At 70.6% G+C, this 16,782-nt stretch carries 10 protein-coding genes; 6 read left to right on the forward strand and 4 right to left on the reverse strand.

Annotated elements, in window-relative coordinates:
- Window positions 1–55: 55 nt before the first annotated feature.
- Window positions 56–1,609, reverse strand: coding sequence for a glycoside hydrolase family 26 protein (locus tag AWX74_RS26045; RefSeq protein WP_131799536.1), 1,554 nt, complete (start codon window positions 1,607–1,609; stop codon window positions 56–58).
- A gap of 1,478 nt (window positions 1,610–3,087) precedes the next feature.
- On the opposite strand from AWX74_RS26045, the gene AWX74_RS26050 reads away from it, so the two are divergent.
- From AWX74_RS26050 to AWX74_RS26070, 5 genes are all read left to right on the forward strand, one after another.
- Window positions 3,088–3,933, forward strand: a complete 846-nt coding sequence (locus tag AWX74_RS26050; protein WP_054565251.1) for a sugar phosphate nucleotidyltransferase — start codon at window positions 3,088–3,090, stop codon at window positions 3,931–3,933.
- 94 nt (window positions 3,934–4,027) lie between these two features.
- Complete coding sequence (locus tag AWX74_RS26055) at window positions 4,028–5,410, forward strand: DUF4910 domain-containing protein (protein ID WP_091282256.1); 1,383 nt, start codon at window positions 4,028–4,030, stop codon at window positions 5,408–5,410.
- A gap of 2 nt (window positions 5,411–5,412) precedes the next feature.
- On the forward strand, window positions 5,413–6,180 hold the full coding sequence (locus AWX74_RS26060) for an IspD/TarI family cytidylyltransferase (RefSeq protein WP_091282261.1): 768 nt from the start codon (window positions 5,413–5,415) through the stop codon (window positions 6,178–6,180).
- Complete coding sequence (locus tag AWX74_RS26065; RefSeq protein WP_091282268.1) at window positions 6,146–7,072, forward strand: phytanoyl-CoA dioxygenase family protein; 927 nt, start codon at window positions 6,146–6,148, stop codon at window positions 7,070–7,072. The genes AWX74_RS26060 and AWX74_RS26065 overlap by 35 nt, the downstream gene beginning before the upstream one ends.
- Before the next feature lie 56 nt (window positions 7,073–7,128).
- The gene (locus tag AWX74_RS26070) at window positions 7,129–7,953 is read left to right on the forward strand and encodes an SDR family oxidoreductase (RefSeq protein ID WP_091282388.1); all 825 of its coding nucleotides are present in this window, start codon (window positions 7,129–7,131) and stop codon (window positions 7,951–7,953) included.
- 62 nt (window positions 7,954–8,015) lie between these two features.
- Here AWX74_RS26070 and AWX74_RS26075 read toward each other — a convergent pair whose 3' ends face one another.
- Window positions 8,016–9,149: a glycosyl hydrolase gene (locus AWX74_RS26075; protein ID WP_091282271.1), complete on the reverse strand. Its 1,134-nt coding sequence runs from the start codon at window positions 9,147–9,149 to the stop codon at window positions 8,016–8,018.
- 467 nt (window positions 9,150–9,616) lie between these two features.
- Here AWX74_RS26075 and AWX74_RS26080 point away from each other — a divergent pair, with 467 nt between their 5' ends.
- Window positions 9,617–10,972 (forward strand): hypothetical protein, encoded by a 1,356-nt coding sequence (locus AWX74_RS26080; protein WP_242666424.1) that lies wholly within the window; start codon window positions 9,617–9,619, stop codon window positions 10,970–10,972.
- 828 nt (window positions 10,973–11,800) lie between these two features.
- Here AWX74_RS26080 and AWX74_RS26085 read toward each other — a convergent pair.
- Together AWX74_RS26085 and AWX74_RS26090 are read right to left on the reverse strand one after the other, a co-directional pair.
- Complete coding sequence (locus tag AWX74_RS26085; RefSeq protein ID WP_091282276.1) at window positions 11,801–13,354, reverse strand: GumC domain-containing protein; 1,554 nt, start codon at window positions 13,352–13,354, stop codon at window positions 11,801–11,803.
- A 221-nt stretch (window positions 13,355–13,575) separates the two neighbouring features.
- The gene (locus tag AWX74_RS26090; RefSeq protein ID WP_242666425.1) at window positions 13,576–15,231 is read right to left on the reverse strand and encodes an MATE family efflux transporter; all 1,656 of its coding nucleotides are present in this window, start codon (window positions 15,229–15,231) and stop codon (window positions 13,576–13,578) included.
- Window positions 15,232–16,782: the final 1,551 nt, after the last annotated feature.

A 16,782-nucleotide genomic window follows, 5' to 3' on the forward strand; every position in this document is an offset into this window, starting at 1 on the left:
CGGCCGGCGAGCTGGACGCCACCGGCCGCATTGGCACTACCAGCGGCTGTCGGCGCTACCAGAGGCTGTTGTACATGGACGCCGAGGCCGGATGCATGTTGGGGTTGACCAGCGACGAGTGGACATCCCCGCTGTCGCCTTCGTTGAAGTAGGCCTCATACGCGAGCGAACCGGCGTACTGCTGGAAAACCGAGTACATCTGCTGGATATAAAGCGGGTTGTCACCACCCGCGGCTCCGCGCCCGCCGGCAACGGTGTTCAGGGCCACAACACCCCACTCGGGCACCGAGAAGAGCTTGCTGTGCTGCTGCGCGAAGCGGATGACGTCGCACAGACCCTGGTATGCGTTGCACTGGTCGGTGAAGTCCTTGACCGTGTGGCTGGGAGGGTACTGGTCGTAGCTGTCGATGCCGATCACGTCGACGTAGCTGTTACCCGGGTAGACGCTGTAGGCGTCGTAGTCCGGGCCGTGCGCGTTGAGGTTCCAGTCGATGCGCGCCGCCGGGGCCGCCGATTTGATCGACGACGAGGCGTTCTGGAAGCACTTCACGTAGGCCGTGGGATTCGTGCCGGCGTACCAGCCGAACCATTTGCCGTTGAACTCCCACCCGAGCCGGACGAACGAGTCACCTCGGCCCTGGTTCACCAGCCACCGGCCGAACTGGCGCCATTTGGCGTTGTAGTCGCCGGCGGCGCAGGAGGTCATGTTGCCCACATCCGGAAAGAGCGGAACGCTGATCACGAGTGTGCCGGGATATGAGGCGAACACACGCCCCATCCAGGGGTTCACAACGTCGTCCCAGTCGGCGCGGTCGGTGTAGGTGACAACGACGTCCACCGGGCGATCCCGGAACTGCGCCCAGGCGTTGACCTCGGCCATCGTGTGCGCGGCCAGACCGCTCGGGAAGAGTCCGTCCGTCGCCGCCCGCGCCACCGGCCCGGTGGCGGGCGCCGCGACAGCGGTTCCGGTCGGGGCGGTGCCCGGAGCGGCACCTGGCGCCGAGGGAGCCACCGACTCCGCCGCAGGGGCAGGCGTCTGCGTCTGTGTCTGCGCCGTCAGATTGGAGGCCGAGACGTTTTCCTGCTTGTGCTGGGCGGGGCCCAGAATCCAGGCGACGAGGGCGAGTACCACCGCGACGACGACCAGAACCACGGGAATGTAGGGATGATTTCCCGACCTCGCACCCCAGTGTTCGATGATCCAGTCGGTGATCCGGTTCGGCAGGGTCTGGTCGGCAGCCGGCTCGGCGAACGCTCCGGCGCGAGCCTCCTGGCCCCGGTCACCGCCACGCTCGGCGGAAGAGGCCACGGGAAGGATCCCGTCCAGCGAATCGTCGGCCGTCCTTCCGCCCCGGGCCGAATCTGTGCCGCGCCGACGTCCGGTCGCCTTCGACGTGTCGGCGGCGGGCCTGGCTTCCGGCGTGGGATTCGACCGCACAGGCGGCATGATCATGGTCGCTCGGCCGGACTCCTCGCGGCCCGGATCCGGCTGGGAGACCGAGCCCTGCTCACCGCGGAACGGCCGTGGCAGCTCACCACGAACAAGGCGCTGGGTGCCCGTGTCGGGGCCGACGGCGCGGTCCGCGCCGCGGGCCGGCAGGCGGTCCACCGGCCGTGTCTCGCGGTCCACCGGCCGCGGACGGGCTGCCCGCCCTTCGGCGCCCGCAGACCGCTCGTCCCCGGTCCGCCGGTCGGCGCGCAGACGCCGGTCGGAGGCGCCACGTCGCCGGTCGGACCGGTCAGGTCCGTCCGCGGCGACCTCGCCAGACTGAAACCCGTCTGCCTGGCCAACCAGGCCACCGGCACGACGTCTGTCATTCCCGTTCCGGCGATCGTCTGCCCTCCGACGGTCGTCGGAGACCTGTCGATCCGCTTCGGTGCCAGCCCGGCCCGCGGTGCCGTCGCCACCGGGGGCATCGGGGGGATAGGGGGCGACCGGCGAGGTCCGTGGCCGTCGCCGTGCCGAACCACCCCGGGCGGCCAGCAGATCAGGGTCGAACCCGGCATCCGAGCGTTTGTTCTCACGGGCCGAGGCCCGGCGCGGCGACTCGTTACCGCGACGCGACCCGCTGGATGACCGGTCCACCGAGGGCCGCCCACCGGCGGAACCACCGCCGCGTGGCACCCGGCCCGCGGACGCACTGTCGTCGGCGGCAACGGGCAGGTCCCGAGCCGACGCGGGACGCGGGCCACCGACCGGTCGCGCCCCGTGGTCGTACCGCTCGTCAGACGGCACGGAATCCACCCCCACGAGCAGCAGCGCACCGGACCCGCAGCCACAGCAGGTCAGTCCGTTTACCGAACGTAAATAGTTCGACCGGAAGCACGGATCTTACCTCCCGGCCGACGTAAGAAGATGAAGGTATAGCCCCGGGCACGCTCCGCAGCAGGGTGCCCGCAACACGACGGCAGGGGGCGCGGTGCGGCCTTCCTCCCGGGACATCCGACAAACCGTAACAAGTCCTCAGGCGCCCCGGGGCAAAGGGATCCTGGAACCGGCCTTACAACAAGGTCCACAACAACGCTGACGTGAAGGTCGACAACGCCGACGTCACCCGGCCGACGCACCAGCCGGCACCCGCTGGCCGCGCTTCGCCGTTCTTGTCCAGGGTCCACGGACCCGCGGACCAGTACTGAAGGCCCGTGGACCAGCACTGAAGGGGCGGTACGGTACCGTTGCCGCGTCGCGCCCGCATGTTGACGATCGAGGACCGCTCCCAACCAGGCGACGACACGGTCACACGCGCGACCGAACACGCGAACTGAACACGTGAAAGACAGTGGGCCAGGAAACACCGCGGACCAAATGGAAGCCGCCGCATCCCGACCCACCGAGTGACGGGCCACCGAGTGACGGGCCACCGCCATCCGCGCTCCTCACACCTCCGGTGGGCTACGTGAGCGCGGCGACCTTCCCACCCGGCACAGGACAGTCCTTCCCTGCACCGGGTGGGCTGGTCGGGGGCAGCGGACCTCCTCGCGCAGGGACGTCACGCCAGGCGCAGGGGGCCCGCCGGGCCCGGCCGCGGACTGGTGAGCCATCCATCCCCGTGCCCGCCGGGCACTGACACGGGAGACGCGACAGCCTTGACGACCGACACGACCCGACCCGCCGCCGCGGCCGACTCCGCGGGCCTCGACCCACGTGACATTCCTGTCGTCATCCTCTGCGGCGGCATGGGCACCCGGTTGCGTGAAGCCAGCGAGAAGCTTCCCAAGCCCCTCGTCGACATCGGCGGGAAGCCGGTGCTGTGGCACATCATGAAGACGTACGAACACTACGGATTCCGCAAGTTCGTACTGTGCCTCGGCTACAAGAGCGACCTGATCAAGAACTACTTCCTGGCCTATCGCCAGCAGGTCGCGGACTTCACGCTGAAGCTCTCCGACGATCACACACCGCAGTTCCACAACACCGCCGGCGACGAGGACTGGGAGGTCACCTTCGCCGAGACCGGGCTGCTGACCGGGACGGGTGCCCGGCTGCGGCGGGTGGCCCAGTACCTGACCGCCCCCCGCTTCATGATCACCTATGGTGACGGGGTCGGCGCCATCAACGTGGCCGACGTCCTCGCCGACCACGTCCGCTCCGGCCGGATCGGCACCGTGACCGGCGTACGGCCCTCCAGCCGTTACGGCGAGCTCGTCACCGAGGGCAACGCGGTGACCCAGTTCGCCGAGAAGCCCCCGGCGACCGGGTGGGTCAGCGGCGGTTACTTCGTCTTCGAGCGCGAGTTCGTCGACAAGTACCTCGACGACGACCCGTCCACCATGCTCGAGCGCCACCCGCTGCAGCAGCTCGCCCGCGACAACCAGCTCACCCTGCACACCCACGAGGGCTTCTGGATGGGCATGGACACCTTCCGCGACTGGACCGAGCTCAACCAGCTGTGGGACGCGGGCGCCGCGCCGTGGCGGGTCTGGGCCGACTGAGCCGGCCGAGCCCATTGAGCCGGCTCAGCCCACCGATCGATCAGAAGCCGGACGCCGAAGGAACCGGACACCGAAGGAAGCGGGCAGCGAAGCCATGAGCACCACCGAGAGCGACGTGGTGGGCCACCGCCTGTACGACCTCGTCGCAGCCCTGATGCCACCGATGCGCTCGATCACCGGCAACGGGGTCCGGGCGACGCTGGACCTGGTGCGGGCGGCACTGCCGGCCCAGGTCCCGCTCACCGTGCACGAGGTACCGACAGGCACGCCCGTCCTCGACTGGACGATCCCGCGGGAGTGGAACGTCGCGGGTGCCCGGCTCATCGGGCCGGACGGCCGGGTCGTCCTGGACGCCGCCGACAACCCCCTGCACCTGCTCGGCTACAGCATCCCGATGCGGGCCAGGATGCCCCTGGCCGAGCTGCGCCACCACCTCTACTCGATGCCGGACCGGCCGGACTGGGTCCCCTACCGGACCTCGTACTACAACGACGCCTGGGGGTTCTGCCTCACCGACCGCCAGCTGGCGGCGCTGCCCGACGGCGAGTACCAGGTGGAGATCGACACCTCGCTCACCGAGGGCTCGCTGACCTACGGCGAGATCGTCCTGCCGGGCACCAGTGACGAGGAGTTCCTCGTCACCACGCACCTGTGCCACCCCGCGATGGCCAACGACAACTCGTCCGGCATCGCGGTGGCGATCGAGCTGGCCGCCGCGCTGGCCGCCCGGACACGCCGGTACACCTACCGGCTGCTGTTCATCCCGGGGACGATCGGTTCCATCACCTGGCTGGCCCTCAACCCGGGCGTGATCGGGCGGATCCGGCACGGCCTGGTACTCACCGGCCTGGGCGACCGCGGTGCTCCGACCTACAAGCGCAGCCGGCGCGGCGACGCGATCATCGACCGGGCCACGGCACGCGCGCTCGCCGAGACGGGACGTCCGCACCGGATCGTGGACTTCTCCCCGTACGGGTATGACGAGCGCCAGTTCTGCTCGCCGGGCTTCGACCTGCCGGTCGGCCGGTTCGGTCGCAGCCAGCACGGCGAGTACCCGGAGTACCACACCTCGGCCGACAACCTCGAGTTCGTGACGCCGGAGTCGCTGGCCGACTCGTTCTCGATCCTGCGGCGCACGATCGAGATCTGCGAGGCCGACCGGGTCTGGCGCAACACCTCCCCCTACGGCGAGCCGCAGCTCGGCCGGCGTGGGCTCTACCGCTCGATCGGCGCGACGATGAACCGCGCGTCGATCGAGATGGGGCTGCTGTGGGTGCTCAACCTGGCCGACGGCACCCGCGGCCTGCTCGACATCGCCGAGCGCGCCGACCTTCCCTTCGACGCGGTCGCGAACGCGGCGGACGCACTGGCCGGCGTGGGCCTGCTGGTCGAGGAGCCGTCGGTGGCAGGGGCGTCCGCGTCCCTGGCAGCGGCATCCCTGGCGGGGGCGTCCGCGGCCTCGGTCGTGATCGGTTGAGCATGGACGTCGTCACCCCGACCACGGGACGGGCCGGGTCAGCGGATCCGTCCGGGCCAGCCTGGGCGATCGTGCTGGCGGCCGGCGGCGGCACCCGTTTCGGTGGCCCGAAGCAGTTCGCCGACCTCGGTGGCCGGCCACTCGTCGCCCACCCGGTGCGCGCCGCCGGCCTCGCCTGTGACGGAGTCGTCGTCGTGCTTCCCCAGCACCTGCTGGAGCGATGGACACCGCCGGCCGGTGTCCTGGCGGTGCCAGGCGGCGCGATGCGCGCCGACTCGGTGCGGGCGGGGCTGGCGGCCGTCCCCGCCGACGCCGAGGTCATCGTGGTGACGGACGCCGCGCACCCGCTCGCCACCCCGGCGCTGTACCGCGCGGTGGTCGCGGCAGTGCGCGCCGGCGCCGACGGCGCGGTCCCCGGGCTGCCGCTGACGGAGGTCGTCAAGGAGGTCGTCCCGCAGGTCGGGGCGGGCGGCCGAACGGACCTGGTCGCGGGCGCCTCGCTGCCGCGGGAGACCCACCGGCTGGTGCAGACGCCGCACGCGTTCCGGGCGTCGGCGCTGCGGGCGGTGCACGCCGACGCGACCGAGGCCGTCGAGGACTCGGCCATGGTCGCCGACGCCGGCGGCCGGATCGTCGTCCTAGACGGCGAGCCGGCCAACATCCACGTCACCACGCCGGAAGAGCTCGACCTCGCCCGGCTCCTTCTCAAACACGTCCAGGACGAGGGAGAACCAGATGAGCACAGTGCTGCTCGACTCAGCGCTGTCTGACGACGACCGGCGGGCCAAGCTCTACGAGGGCGAGCTCTTCGTCTACTCGCCGCGGCCCAGCACCACCGCGTTCGTCGAGTTCACCAGGGAGCTCATCCGGGACGCGTTCGGCGACCTGGATCCCGAGACCGCGCAGCACCACATGCCGGTCGAGGAGTACGCCGCCCTGCTCGCCGAGCTGAAGCCGCGGTTCATCCACCACCCGACCTGCAAGGAGCTCATTCCGGCGATGCTCGCCGAGCTGGGCTGCGACATCTCCAGGACCTACTTCGACGTCCCGCGGCTGCGGACGTCGACGAGTGACGACTACCTCACCTCGGGTATCGCCTACGCGTTCCACCCGCACCGCGACACCTGGTACTCGGCGCCGTTCTGCCAGCTCAACTGGTGGATGCCGATCTTCGACATCGTGCCCGAGAACGGGCTGGCCTTCCACCCCCGCTACTTCGGCCAGGCCGTGAAGAACGGTTCGCGCACCTACAACTACTACGAGTGGAACAAGACGAACCGCGCGTCGGCCGCCAAGCACATCAAGTCCGACACCCGGGTGCAGCCCAAGCCCGAGGAGGAGGTCGAGATCTTCCCGCAGACAAGGGTGATCGCGCCTCCCGGCGGCATGCTCGTCTTCTCCGGCAACCAGCTGCATTCCTCGGTGCCGAACACCTCCGGCCGCACCCGGTTCAGCATCGACTTCCGCACGGTCCATTTCGACGATGTCGTGAACCACGTGGGCGCGCCCAACGTCGACTCGGAATGCACCGGCACGACGATGCGCGACTACCTGCGCGGCACCGACCTGAGCCGCATCCCCGAGGACCTCTGCCTCAGCTACGACGAGGCTCCGCCGCTGCCGGACGCCATCCTCGTCTACGACCACCAGACGGCCTCGTGAGCGGCGACGCAGCGCCGAACTCGTCGCGCGAGCCTGCACCGTCCGCGTCACCGTCGGTGGAGCCCGATCCGGCTCCGGCGCTCACGGCCGTCGCCACCGGACCGCTGGCCGGCCGGGTGGCGGTGGTCACGGGCGCGTCGAGCGGCATCGGCCGTGCGGTCGCCGCGCGGCTTGCCGGTGACGGCGCGACCGTGCTGGCGCTGGGCCGGGACCAGGCCCGTCTCGACGCCCTCGGCAAGGAGGCCGCGGCGCTTCCCTCCAGCGGATCGCTGGTGCCCGTCCGCCTCGACCTGACCGACACCGCCGCGGTGGAGCGGTTCGCCGCGGACACCGTCGTCCGGTACGGCCACGTTCACCTGCTCGTCCACAGCGCCGGCGGCTACCTCAACTCGCGGGTCGAGGACGCCTCCGTCGACGACTTCGACGCGCAGTACGCCGCGAACGTCCGTGGGCCGTTCGTCCTGACGCAGCGGTTGCTCCCCGCGCTGCGCGCCGCGGCCACCATCGACGGCGACGGCGCCGCCGACAGCGACGGTGCCGCGCCCGCTGGTGCGGACGTGGTGGTCATGAACTCGTCGCAGGGTGTCCGCGCGGGTGCCGGGACCAGCCAGTTCGCGGCGACGCAGCACGCGATGCGCGCCGTCGCGGACAGCCTGCGCCAGGAGATCAACTCCGACGGCGTCCGGGTCGTGACCATCCACCTGGGCCGGACGGCGACCCCCCGCCAGGAGGCGATCTTCGAGCGGGAGGGGCGCAGCTACCGCCCCGAGCTGCTGATCCAGGCCGAGGACGTCGCCGACCTCGTCACCTACCTGGTGCAGCTCCCCCGCACCGCCGAGGTCACCGAGCTGCATCTGCGGCCCGCGCTGAAGAGCTACTAGCGAGAGCTACTAGCGCAGAGCCACCAGCGCCTGGCGCTGCGGGCGGCACCACCGGTACCGGCTCAGGATCCGCTGCCGGTACCGGTGGCGGCCACCTTCGGGCCGCCGAAGAGCTCGAGATAGCGCTTGGCGCTGTTCGGGTTCGTCGCCGGGTTGTGCAGGGACGAGGCGACGTTCTCCTCCTCGGACGGCGACGCGCTGTAGTAGGCCTCGTAGGCGAGGATGTCCTGGTTGGCGACGAAGAACTCGTACATCTTCTCGATGTAGAACGGGTTGTCGGCACCGCCACCGGCGCTGGCACGGCGGTCCAGGCCCCACTCCGGGACGGCGAGGCGCTTGCCGTGTTCACGCGCGAACTTCGCCACGGTGCACACGCCCGACGCCCGGCTGCACTGCTCGTTGAAGATCTTCTGGCTGAGCGAGGCCGGCGAGCTGTCGTAGGCATCGATGCCGATGATGTCGACGACGTCATCGCCTGGGTAGGCCTCCCACACGTTGTCGCCGTTCTCCATCGTGTCGCGATGCGCGGTCATGTCCCATTCGATCTGCACCTGCGGGGCGATCGAGCGGATCGCGGCGGCGGCGCGGGTGAAACAGACCTTCCAGGTGCCGGTGTCCTTGGGAAGCCAGGGGTCGAACCAGTCGCCGTTGAACTCCCAGCCGAGCCGGACGATCGCGTCCGGCCTTCCGTTGCGGACCAGGGTGGTGCCGAAGTCACGCCAGTGGCTGTCGTAGGCGCCCGACGCGCAGGCCGCCTCACTGCTCCCCTTCGCCAGCAGCGGCTGGGCGATCGACAGCTGCCCCGGATAGGCCTCGGGGCGGAAGTCGGACATCGGCCAGTCCGCCTGAGTGATCGTCTGCCAGTTCGTCCGGGCGGTGAAGACGACGGCGACGTCGGTGGCACGACCGACCCAGGCCTCCCAGGACGCGAGGTCGTTCGGCGGGTTGGCGTTGGCGCCCGATACCCAGCTCACGCCGGTGGTGGTGGGGTGGGTCGCGGGAACATCCTCGTCGCCACCGGTGAAGACGATGACAGCCACGGCCAGCAGGACCACGGCAAGGGCCGCACTGGCCGCACCGAGCAGGAGCAGCCTGCGTTGCCGGCGCTGCCGCTGCGGGGTCGCACCGGTGTCCGGCGGCACGACCGACCACGCGGACCGCTCCGCGCCAGGCCGTCTGGAACCCCCGCCTTCCATGCCCCCACCTCCATTGCCGGCGCACGACGACGCCCGAAGATCATTTGATGTGCACGCCGGCACCAACGCGACCGCCTAAACGGAGCACCGGGGACGGACGGTTCCCGCGAGCGGCGGCAGTCAGCTGCGCGACACACCTGGGGACAAGATCCCCCGCCTTCTCACCTCTCCCGATCATCACGACACGTACTACTGGTATTACCTGTCGCAACAATGACGCCACGTGAGGTTTGCTAACCATACCTGGTCGCGCGGGGACCGCGGCGGCCGCCACGAGGCCGCATTTCGCCCACCGCTAGACTGTCGCTCCGGGCCGACGCCGGTCACCCGCAGCGGCGACGCGGCCGTCAACCCACTGCCCCGACGGGTCGATCGGGCGGGTCGCCAGCCAGCCGAAGCGATGCGAGCGATACGCGGCACGGCGCAGGCCAGACATGCCGACGCGGCAGAAACGGGGGCGGAAACAGGTGGTCACCACCACCCTCACCACGAGGATTCCACGCTCCTGGGTGATCCCCACCGCCGAGGTGACCGCCGAGGATCCACGCAACGCACGGATCCTCAAGACACTGACGATCCTGCTCTGCGCGAATATCTTCCTGCAGCGGATCGCCATCCCGGTCGCCGGCGCCCAGCTTCAGCTCATCCTGCCGATCACCATCGTCGGCGTCATCGTGATGATGAGCCACGGCGACATCCAGGTGAACGTCGGCCGCGTGCGCGCCTATCTGCTGGCGATGACCGCCTGCTGCGCGGCCGCGCTGGTCTCGTTCCTGCGCGAGCTGGACGACAGCGCGATCACCTCGCTCATTCTTCTGTTCGCCACGTATGTGCCCCTGTGCTTCGGCCTCGCGCCGAGCGACGCCAGGTCGATCTTTCCCCGGGTGCTCGACCGGTTCGTGACGCTGACGACGATCCTGGCCGGTATCGCGATCTTCCAGTTCGCCATCCAGCTCGTCGGCTGGCAGTACACGGACGTCCTCAAGCAGGTCGTCCCCGACAACTTCCGGATGCACGGGTTCAACACCAGCTATCCGGTGCAGTACGGGTCGAGCCTCTACAAGTCGAACGCCTTCATCTGCCTCGAGCCGTCGTTCTGCTCGCAGTTCCTGGCGTTCGGCCTCGTCGTCTGCGTGCTCCGTTCCGGCAGCTGGTGGCGCTACGTCCTTTACGTGCTGGCCCTGCTCTCGACGGTCTCCGGAACCGGCGTCGTCCTGCTGGCCGTCGCCCTGGTGCTGCTCTCGGTGCACAAGGGCGCCCGGTTCGCGACCACGGCCTTCGTCGGCGTCGCCATCGTTGTGACGATCCTCAGCTTCACCCCGGCGGCGAGCATCTTCGCCGAACGAGCGACCGAGACCTCCTCGAACAACTCCAGCGGAAGCCTGCGGTTCGTCCAGCCCTACACCAGGACCTGGGATGCGCTGGACAAGGATCCCGTCACTGTCCTCTTCGGTTCCGGCCCCGGATTCGCCGACCGCGACGCGATCGAGTTCTTCCTCCGGACCAGCCTGCCGCTGAACTACGCGCTGCTGCCCAAGCTCGTCCTGGAGTACGGCGTGATCGGGACCGTCGCCTTCCTGGCCTTCGTCCTGTCCATGTTCGTGCGTGGCTCGCCGTCGTTCGTCCTCTCCGGATCGGTCATCGTCTTCTACAGCGTGCTGTCGGGTGGTCTCCTCAGCCCCGTTGTGACCACGCTGGGCATGCTCCTCGTGTCCTGGTTCACCACGACGCCCGAGGACGAACGCTGGAACCGTCCACGAGTCACGGCCCAGATCGATCCCGCCTTCGCCGCCCCACTCGCTCCGGCCCAGCACAGCGTCTAGAAACGGGCGCCAGGCCGCCACGCGACTGGAGACGCCCTGCTGTCCGCTGTCCGCTGTCCGCGGCAGAGCCCCTGTTCTTCACAGCCACCCCTGGGCGTGACTGTGGCTCCTGCCGGGCATGGCTGCGGCTCCTGCCGGTCCGTGTCCGCCTGCCGCCCGGATCCCTGCCGCCCACCAAAGATCCGCACCGCCAGACGGCAGGACGGCAGGACGGCAGGACGGCAGGACGGCACCAGCAATCCACATCAAAAGGCATAAAAGGGGCGCCGAGCGCCCTGGCAATCCGCAAGAGTGCAGGATTCTGGTCGTTGGAACGACCAGAATCCTGCACTCTTGTCCGCTAGCAGGCTCCGTTCCGGAGCCGCAGCTCGAACTCAAGGCGGAATCACTCTGTCGCAGGCGCCAGCAGCCGGCGGGCAGCTGCGGCCAGCTGCAAGATCAGCCAAAAGCACAGAACTGACCAAGTCCAGGGCTACGCCGATGCGACAGGTGCTCCCGCCTGCCACCGCTCACCCTCACCGGACGGAACCAGGAGCGCGGCTCCCCATTCCGTTCACGTGGCGGCCAAGGGGGACTTCCCACCCCCCGCCAGGCCCCACACCCACCCCACCACCCGGCCTTGCGTCCGACAAACAGCGAGGGGCGGGTCGGTTCGGGGCTCTGCCATGCCCCGACCGACCCGCCCCTCATTCGGTGCGGCCCTGCTCCCCTCCCCCGCCGGCCCGGTGATCCCGCTACCGGCGGAGGTACTGCCTTGCCTCTTCCGTGCCGTGCCTGTCGTGCTGCGGCGGCCTCACTCGGCCGCCTGTGCTCAGGCCCTGCGCCCGCTCAGCGATTCGGCCGCGCGTAGCGGTCGGTCGCCTCGGTGTCGCGTGAGCCCCGGCCATGCGGCTCGGCGCCCACCGGCGAAGCGGACGTGATCGACTCTACCGAAGCCGACGTCGAAGAACGACCACCACCGGCGTTGCGCCGCACCGCGGTACGCCCGTCGTGCACCACACCCACGACCCGCTCGGCCAGAGCCGGCCAGTCGCGCGGCACCTGCTCAAGCTCCTTGAGGTTGGTGTCGGACGAGGTGATGACGACGACGGCGTCCGCCTGGATCGCCGAGGCGGCGGTCATCGGCAGGTCCGCGAGCGCGGCGGTGACCAGGATGACGAGGTCCACGACGGGCGCGCGGTCGGCCAGGATCGGCGCGAGGCCGCCGGGACGCGCCGCCCGGGCCGGCGAGACCCGGTTGTACAGGATGTGGCCGCGGCCGGTGCCGGAGGAGCGAGCCAGGCAGGTCGGCTCGTGCGCCCAGTGGGGCAGCTCGGCCGAGGTGGGCCGGGGCAGCCCTTCCAGTGAGGCCCGCACCTCGGACTGGGCCGAGGTGTCGAGGATCAGGACCACGCCCTGGTCGTCCGACCAGGCGGCGGCGACCGCGGCGACCAGCTCGGAGCTGAGGTCCGTCCGCGAGGCGGGGGTGAAGGCCACCACCTTGCTGGTCGGCGACATCACCGCCGACATTGCCGAGACCAGGGTCTCCGCCGCGTTGGCGCTGGTGCGGTTCGGCGGCAGGTCCGCGATCAGCGGCACACCCAGCAGGTCCGCCGAGTTGTGCGGGTCGAGGATGGTCGGGCGCCGCTGGTACATGATCCACAGCCCGGCGATGGAGCCGAACAGGCCGAGCAGCGCGGCCACCAGGACGTTGCGGAACAGGTTCGGTGCGACCTGCCCGTTCGACTGGGGCGCCTCAGCGAGGCGGACCGAGGCGTTCGCGGCGTAACCCGCCACGCCCGCTTCCTTGAGCTTGGTCTCGATCTCCGTCAGCTCGCCGCTGAGAACGCGCCCCCTGCTCAGGCTGAGTGCGTCGTTCGCCTGGCCGAGCCCTGCCAGCTCCTGGAGCTTTGTCTGCCGGGCCGCGTTGAGCGCCTCGATGCTCGACGTGTCGCCGTTGCCGGACTTGCCGAGCTGGGCGATGTAGGCGTTCTTCGCCTTGTTCACGAAGTCGATCGCGGCCGGCTGCGTGGGACCCTTGCCGATGATCGTGAAGAAGTAGCCCTCGTCCGACGGCGTGGTCTTCAGCCGGTCGGTGACCTCATCACGGGAGATCTTCAGATCCGAGGCGATCGTGTCCAGCGTCGCTGTCGACGTCGCGAGCTGGGCCTGGGTCTGGGTGTAGCGGCCAGGGTCGACCGAATCCGGGATGCCGTCCGTGCTCAGGAAGATCCGCGAACTGGCCTCGTAGGTGGCCGCCTGCTGCTTGGAGACGATCATCGCGAGCGCGGCCAGAATGACCGTGGCGATGACGATGACCATCCAGCGCGGCTTGATGATGCGGATCAGCGACGGCGCGGACGGAGCACGGCCGCCCTCGGCCGGCTGCCCGGAGCGGCTCATCGCGCGCCCGCCTCAGCGCCGCGCGGACGCCGCGAGGCGCCAGCCCGCCGCGTGCAGAGCAGCGCTGGCGCGGGCCCTCCCGGTCGCGAATGAAGCGGAGTCAATTGGGCCCCCCACAGGAGCGTCAAGCCGGTCATTTAGACCACGGCCAAGATCTGACGGAACCGATTTGTGAGCATAGCCGATAGCGCAAAGTAAGCGGTCTACGCCACCGACGCAACCTACCGTTCCGTTAAATTTCCACCCTCGGACAGGCCACCACGGCTACTGTGCGGTCCCGAACCGGCCACCGACGACGATCCGGACGCGGACGGCGATGACCTAGCGTGCCTGCCCGTCGACGCCCTGCCGGCTGCCGCGTCGGGCAGACCGAGGGCTCCGCTTTCACCGACGCCCGGCGAGGCGATGCCCCGGCCGGGCGTGCCACCGCCCGCCTCATCCGCGGCACTCTGCCGCGCCGCCACCGCCGCGAGGCGCTCCGCCTCGTGATCGCGGATCACTCGGCGCAGCTGGATCCACCAGACCGGCGCGATACCCCAGAACACGACGTTGAAGCCGATGACAGCGCCCCGCGCGTCTCCCAGCAACAGGCCGATGATCGGAAACGCGAACAACATCGGCGCCATCACCAGATTGATCCGGAACGTCTTTCTGGTGTGACCGAGCGCGTACATGATGCAGGCCGGCCCGGTCGGCACGGCGGTCCCGGCGTAATGCAGCGCGGAAATCAACAGGATGGCGTGCGCCCCGGGCCAGCTCGCCCGGAACAGAAACTCCCCGAGCGCCGGGAACAGGATGAAGATGAGGCTCCAGAGGAATCCGAGCCCGACAACCACCGAGGTGAGGACCACCGCGGCCTGTTGGCGGGCCCGGGCTGACATGTCCATCCGGCGGGACAGCTCCGGGACCGCGAAGCTGACGATTCCGACACCGATCACGGTCGTCGGGCCGAGGACGGTACGCACGGCGCTCAGGTCACCGACGATCTCCGGGGAACGCAGCGCGCCCATGAGCAGGATCGACGCCTGCAACGCGCCCTGCACGGTGATGAACTCCGCCGTCAGGTTGGACGCGTTGGCCCGGTTCTCCCTGACCCAGGCCAACGCACGGGACGGCGCCGGCCACAGGCCCGCCTGGGCCACTCCGAGCAGTGCCGCGACCAGTGCCGCGACGCCCCAGGCCAACAGCATCGGCGGGGATTCCGCCACCCCGCGCCGGATGAGCACCGCCAGCCCGACAACCTGGACCAGGGCCCAGGCGACGTCGTTGACGAAGGCCTTGACCGGCACGCCCTGCGCGAAGAACACATAGCGCCAGGCATCCTGCAGCAGCAGCCCCGGCAGGACGAAGCCCATGATGACCAGCCCGCTGCCTACCCGCCCACCGATGAGCAGTCCCACCAGGATGGAGGGAAGGCTCAGCACCGCGCCGAACGCCAGGCAGGCTCCGGTGGTCGATGCGGCCGCGTGCCGGAACGCGGCGGCCGACCGCCCGGCATATGCGATTCCCAGCGGCACACAGCAGCTCGACCGCGAAATGCCGATGATGACCGAGAAGATCAGATAAGGGACGGCGAACCCGGCGGCGTACTCCGTCTTGCCCACGTAGTGGGCGACCAGGATCGAGACGGCGGCGTTGGTGGCACTGGAGACGCCCTGGTCGGCGAGCGTCCAGATCGCCTTCGTCTTCGTCGAACCGCCGCCGGTCCGCTTCTCCTCCGCCGCGCGCGCGCCGGGCCGCTCGGCACCGGACGATGTGGCGGCTCCGACCAGGTCCGGATCATCGGCTCCGTCGAACCGGCCGCGCCGGGAGTCGGCCAGCCGGTCCGGATCCGAGGTCCCCGCGGGCGCGCCGGCACCGGCCCGGGAACGGGGCACAGGCGTGTTCCCGGGCACGCCGGATCGACGGACCACCTGGGTGCTGGCGGCATCGCCGTCGCCCCGGTTGCGCCCGTACAGGCGCGGGATGTACTCCGTCTGGTCCGGTACGCGCGCGTCTTCCAGCTCCAGCCGCCGCCGTAGCGCCGACAGGTCGATGGTGTCGGTGAACGCGCTGATGAAGTGCAGGTCCGGGCCGCGCGTCTCGGGCGGCGGGTCATGGCGTTCCCCGCGACCTCCCCGTCCACGGCCGGCGGCCTGGGGGCGTCGGGGGGCCGGGTCCGATCCCCCGCCGGGGCTCGGAGCAGCCGACTTCCCCGCATCTGATCGTGACTGACCCCGACGCCCGGTCGCGGACCAGCCGCGTCCCGCCCTTACTCCGTGCTCGGCGCTGCCCCCGCGCTCGGCGCTACCCCCGCGCTCGGCGCTACCCCCGTGCTCGGCGCTACCTCCAGGCCGGGCGCCGCCGGGGCGGCCGGTACCGCTGGGTGGCGCGGCGTCCTGGGCCGCCGGCCGGGGAGTTTCCCCCCGTGCCTGCTCCTGCGCCCGCCAGTTCCGCGCGGGAGGGGGCGTCGGCGAGTCCACCCGGATGCCGGGCACAGGATCCGGTGCCCTCGGCGGCCGTTCCCCGGGCACCGGTGTGGGCTGCCGGGCTGGCGGCGGTGTCGGTTGGCGGACCGCCGGCGGTGTCGGCTGCCGGGCTGGCAGCGGTGTCGGTTGGCGGCCGGCGCCTCGCTCCGGCGGTACACCCGGCCCTCCGACCATCCGCACCGTCGTCTCGGGCAGGACCCAGGCATCGGAAGGAGTGGCCGGTGACGGCGCCGCCGGCGCGGAACCCCGTGCCGGTTCCCCTGGGACCGGCGTCGCTCCCGGCGGCGTCACAGCGCCGGCCGGTGGTACGACGCCGGGTTGGGGGACCGATCCTGGCGGTGGCGTGTTTCCGACCGGGCTGCGCGGCATCGCGGTCCAGCCCGGAGGCGGTGTCAGCGCGCGCGACGCACCCCGTCTGCCGGGAACTTCGCCGTCGGACGCCGGCCCCGCTCCGGAAGGTCCGGAGGGCGGCGGGGTGCTGAACCATCCGGGCTGCTGGCGGTTGTCCCCGGTCTGGCGGTGCCTCCCCGGCTGCCGTCGCTGGCCGGGCTGCCGCTGCCCGTCAGGCTGCGCCTGGTGCTGGCCGTCAGGCTGCGCCTGGTGCTGCCCGGCCTGCTGATGCTGGTCGTGCTGGCCGGCGGCCGGGTACCCGCCTCCCGGCGGGGGCGTCGCCTGCCGAGCAGACAGACCCTCCACCTGAATCGGGCCGGATGTCGGCCGGCCCGGGCCGGGGCCTCCTCGTGGATCGGGCGGCTCCGGGGAGCTGTTCCTGGGCACCGGAGGACCACCCACCTGGACACCCGGAGACACCTGCACCGGCCCGACCGGCGAGCCCGAACCCGAACCCGGCATATGAGGCGAGCCTGGTGACGAGTCCGCGGGCGGAGGCGATGACGCCGCGCCGGTCAGGTTCGGCCCATTGCCCGAATCGCGGCCCGAATCACGCCGGCCCCACCGGGT

The sequence above is a fragment of the Parafrankia irregularis genome, assembly GCF_001536285.1.
GTDB lineage: Bacteria > Actinomycetota > Actinomycetes > Frankiales > Frankiaceae > Parafrankia > Parafrankia irregularis.

Excerpts from the sequence above, each read along its gene's own strand:
- AWX74_RS26055 (WP_091282256.1), top strand. The coding sequence starts at position 4,028 with ATGAGCACCACCGAGAGCGACGTGGTGGGCCACCGCCTGTACGACCTC.
- AWX74_RS26060 (WP_091282261.1), top strand. The coding sequence starts at position 5,413 with ATGGACGTCGTCACCCCGACCACGGGACGGGCCGGGTCAGCGGATCCG.
- AWX74_RS26065 (WP_091282268.1), top strand. The coding sequence starts at position 6,146 with ATGAGCACAGTGCTGCTCGACTCAGCGCTGTCTGACGACGACCGGCGG.
- AWX74_RS26075 (WP_091282271.1), bottom strand. The coding sequence starts at position 9,149 with ATGGAAGGCGGGGGTTCCAGACGGCCTGGCGCGGAGCGGTCCGCGTGG.
- AWX74_RS26085 (WP_091282276.1), bottom strand. The coding sequence starts at position 13,354 with ATGAGCCGCTCCGGGCAGCCGGCCGAGGGCGGCCGTGCTCCGTCCGCG.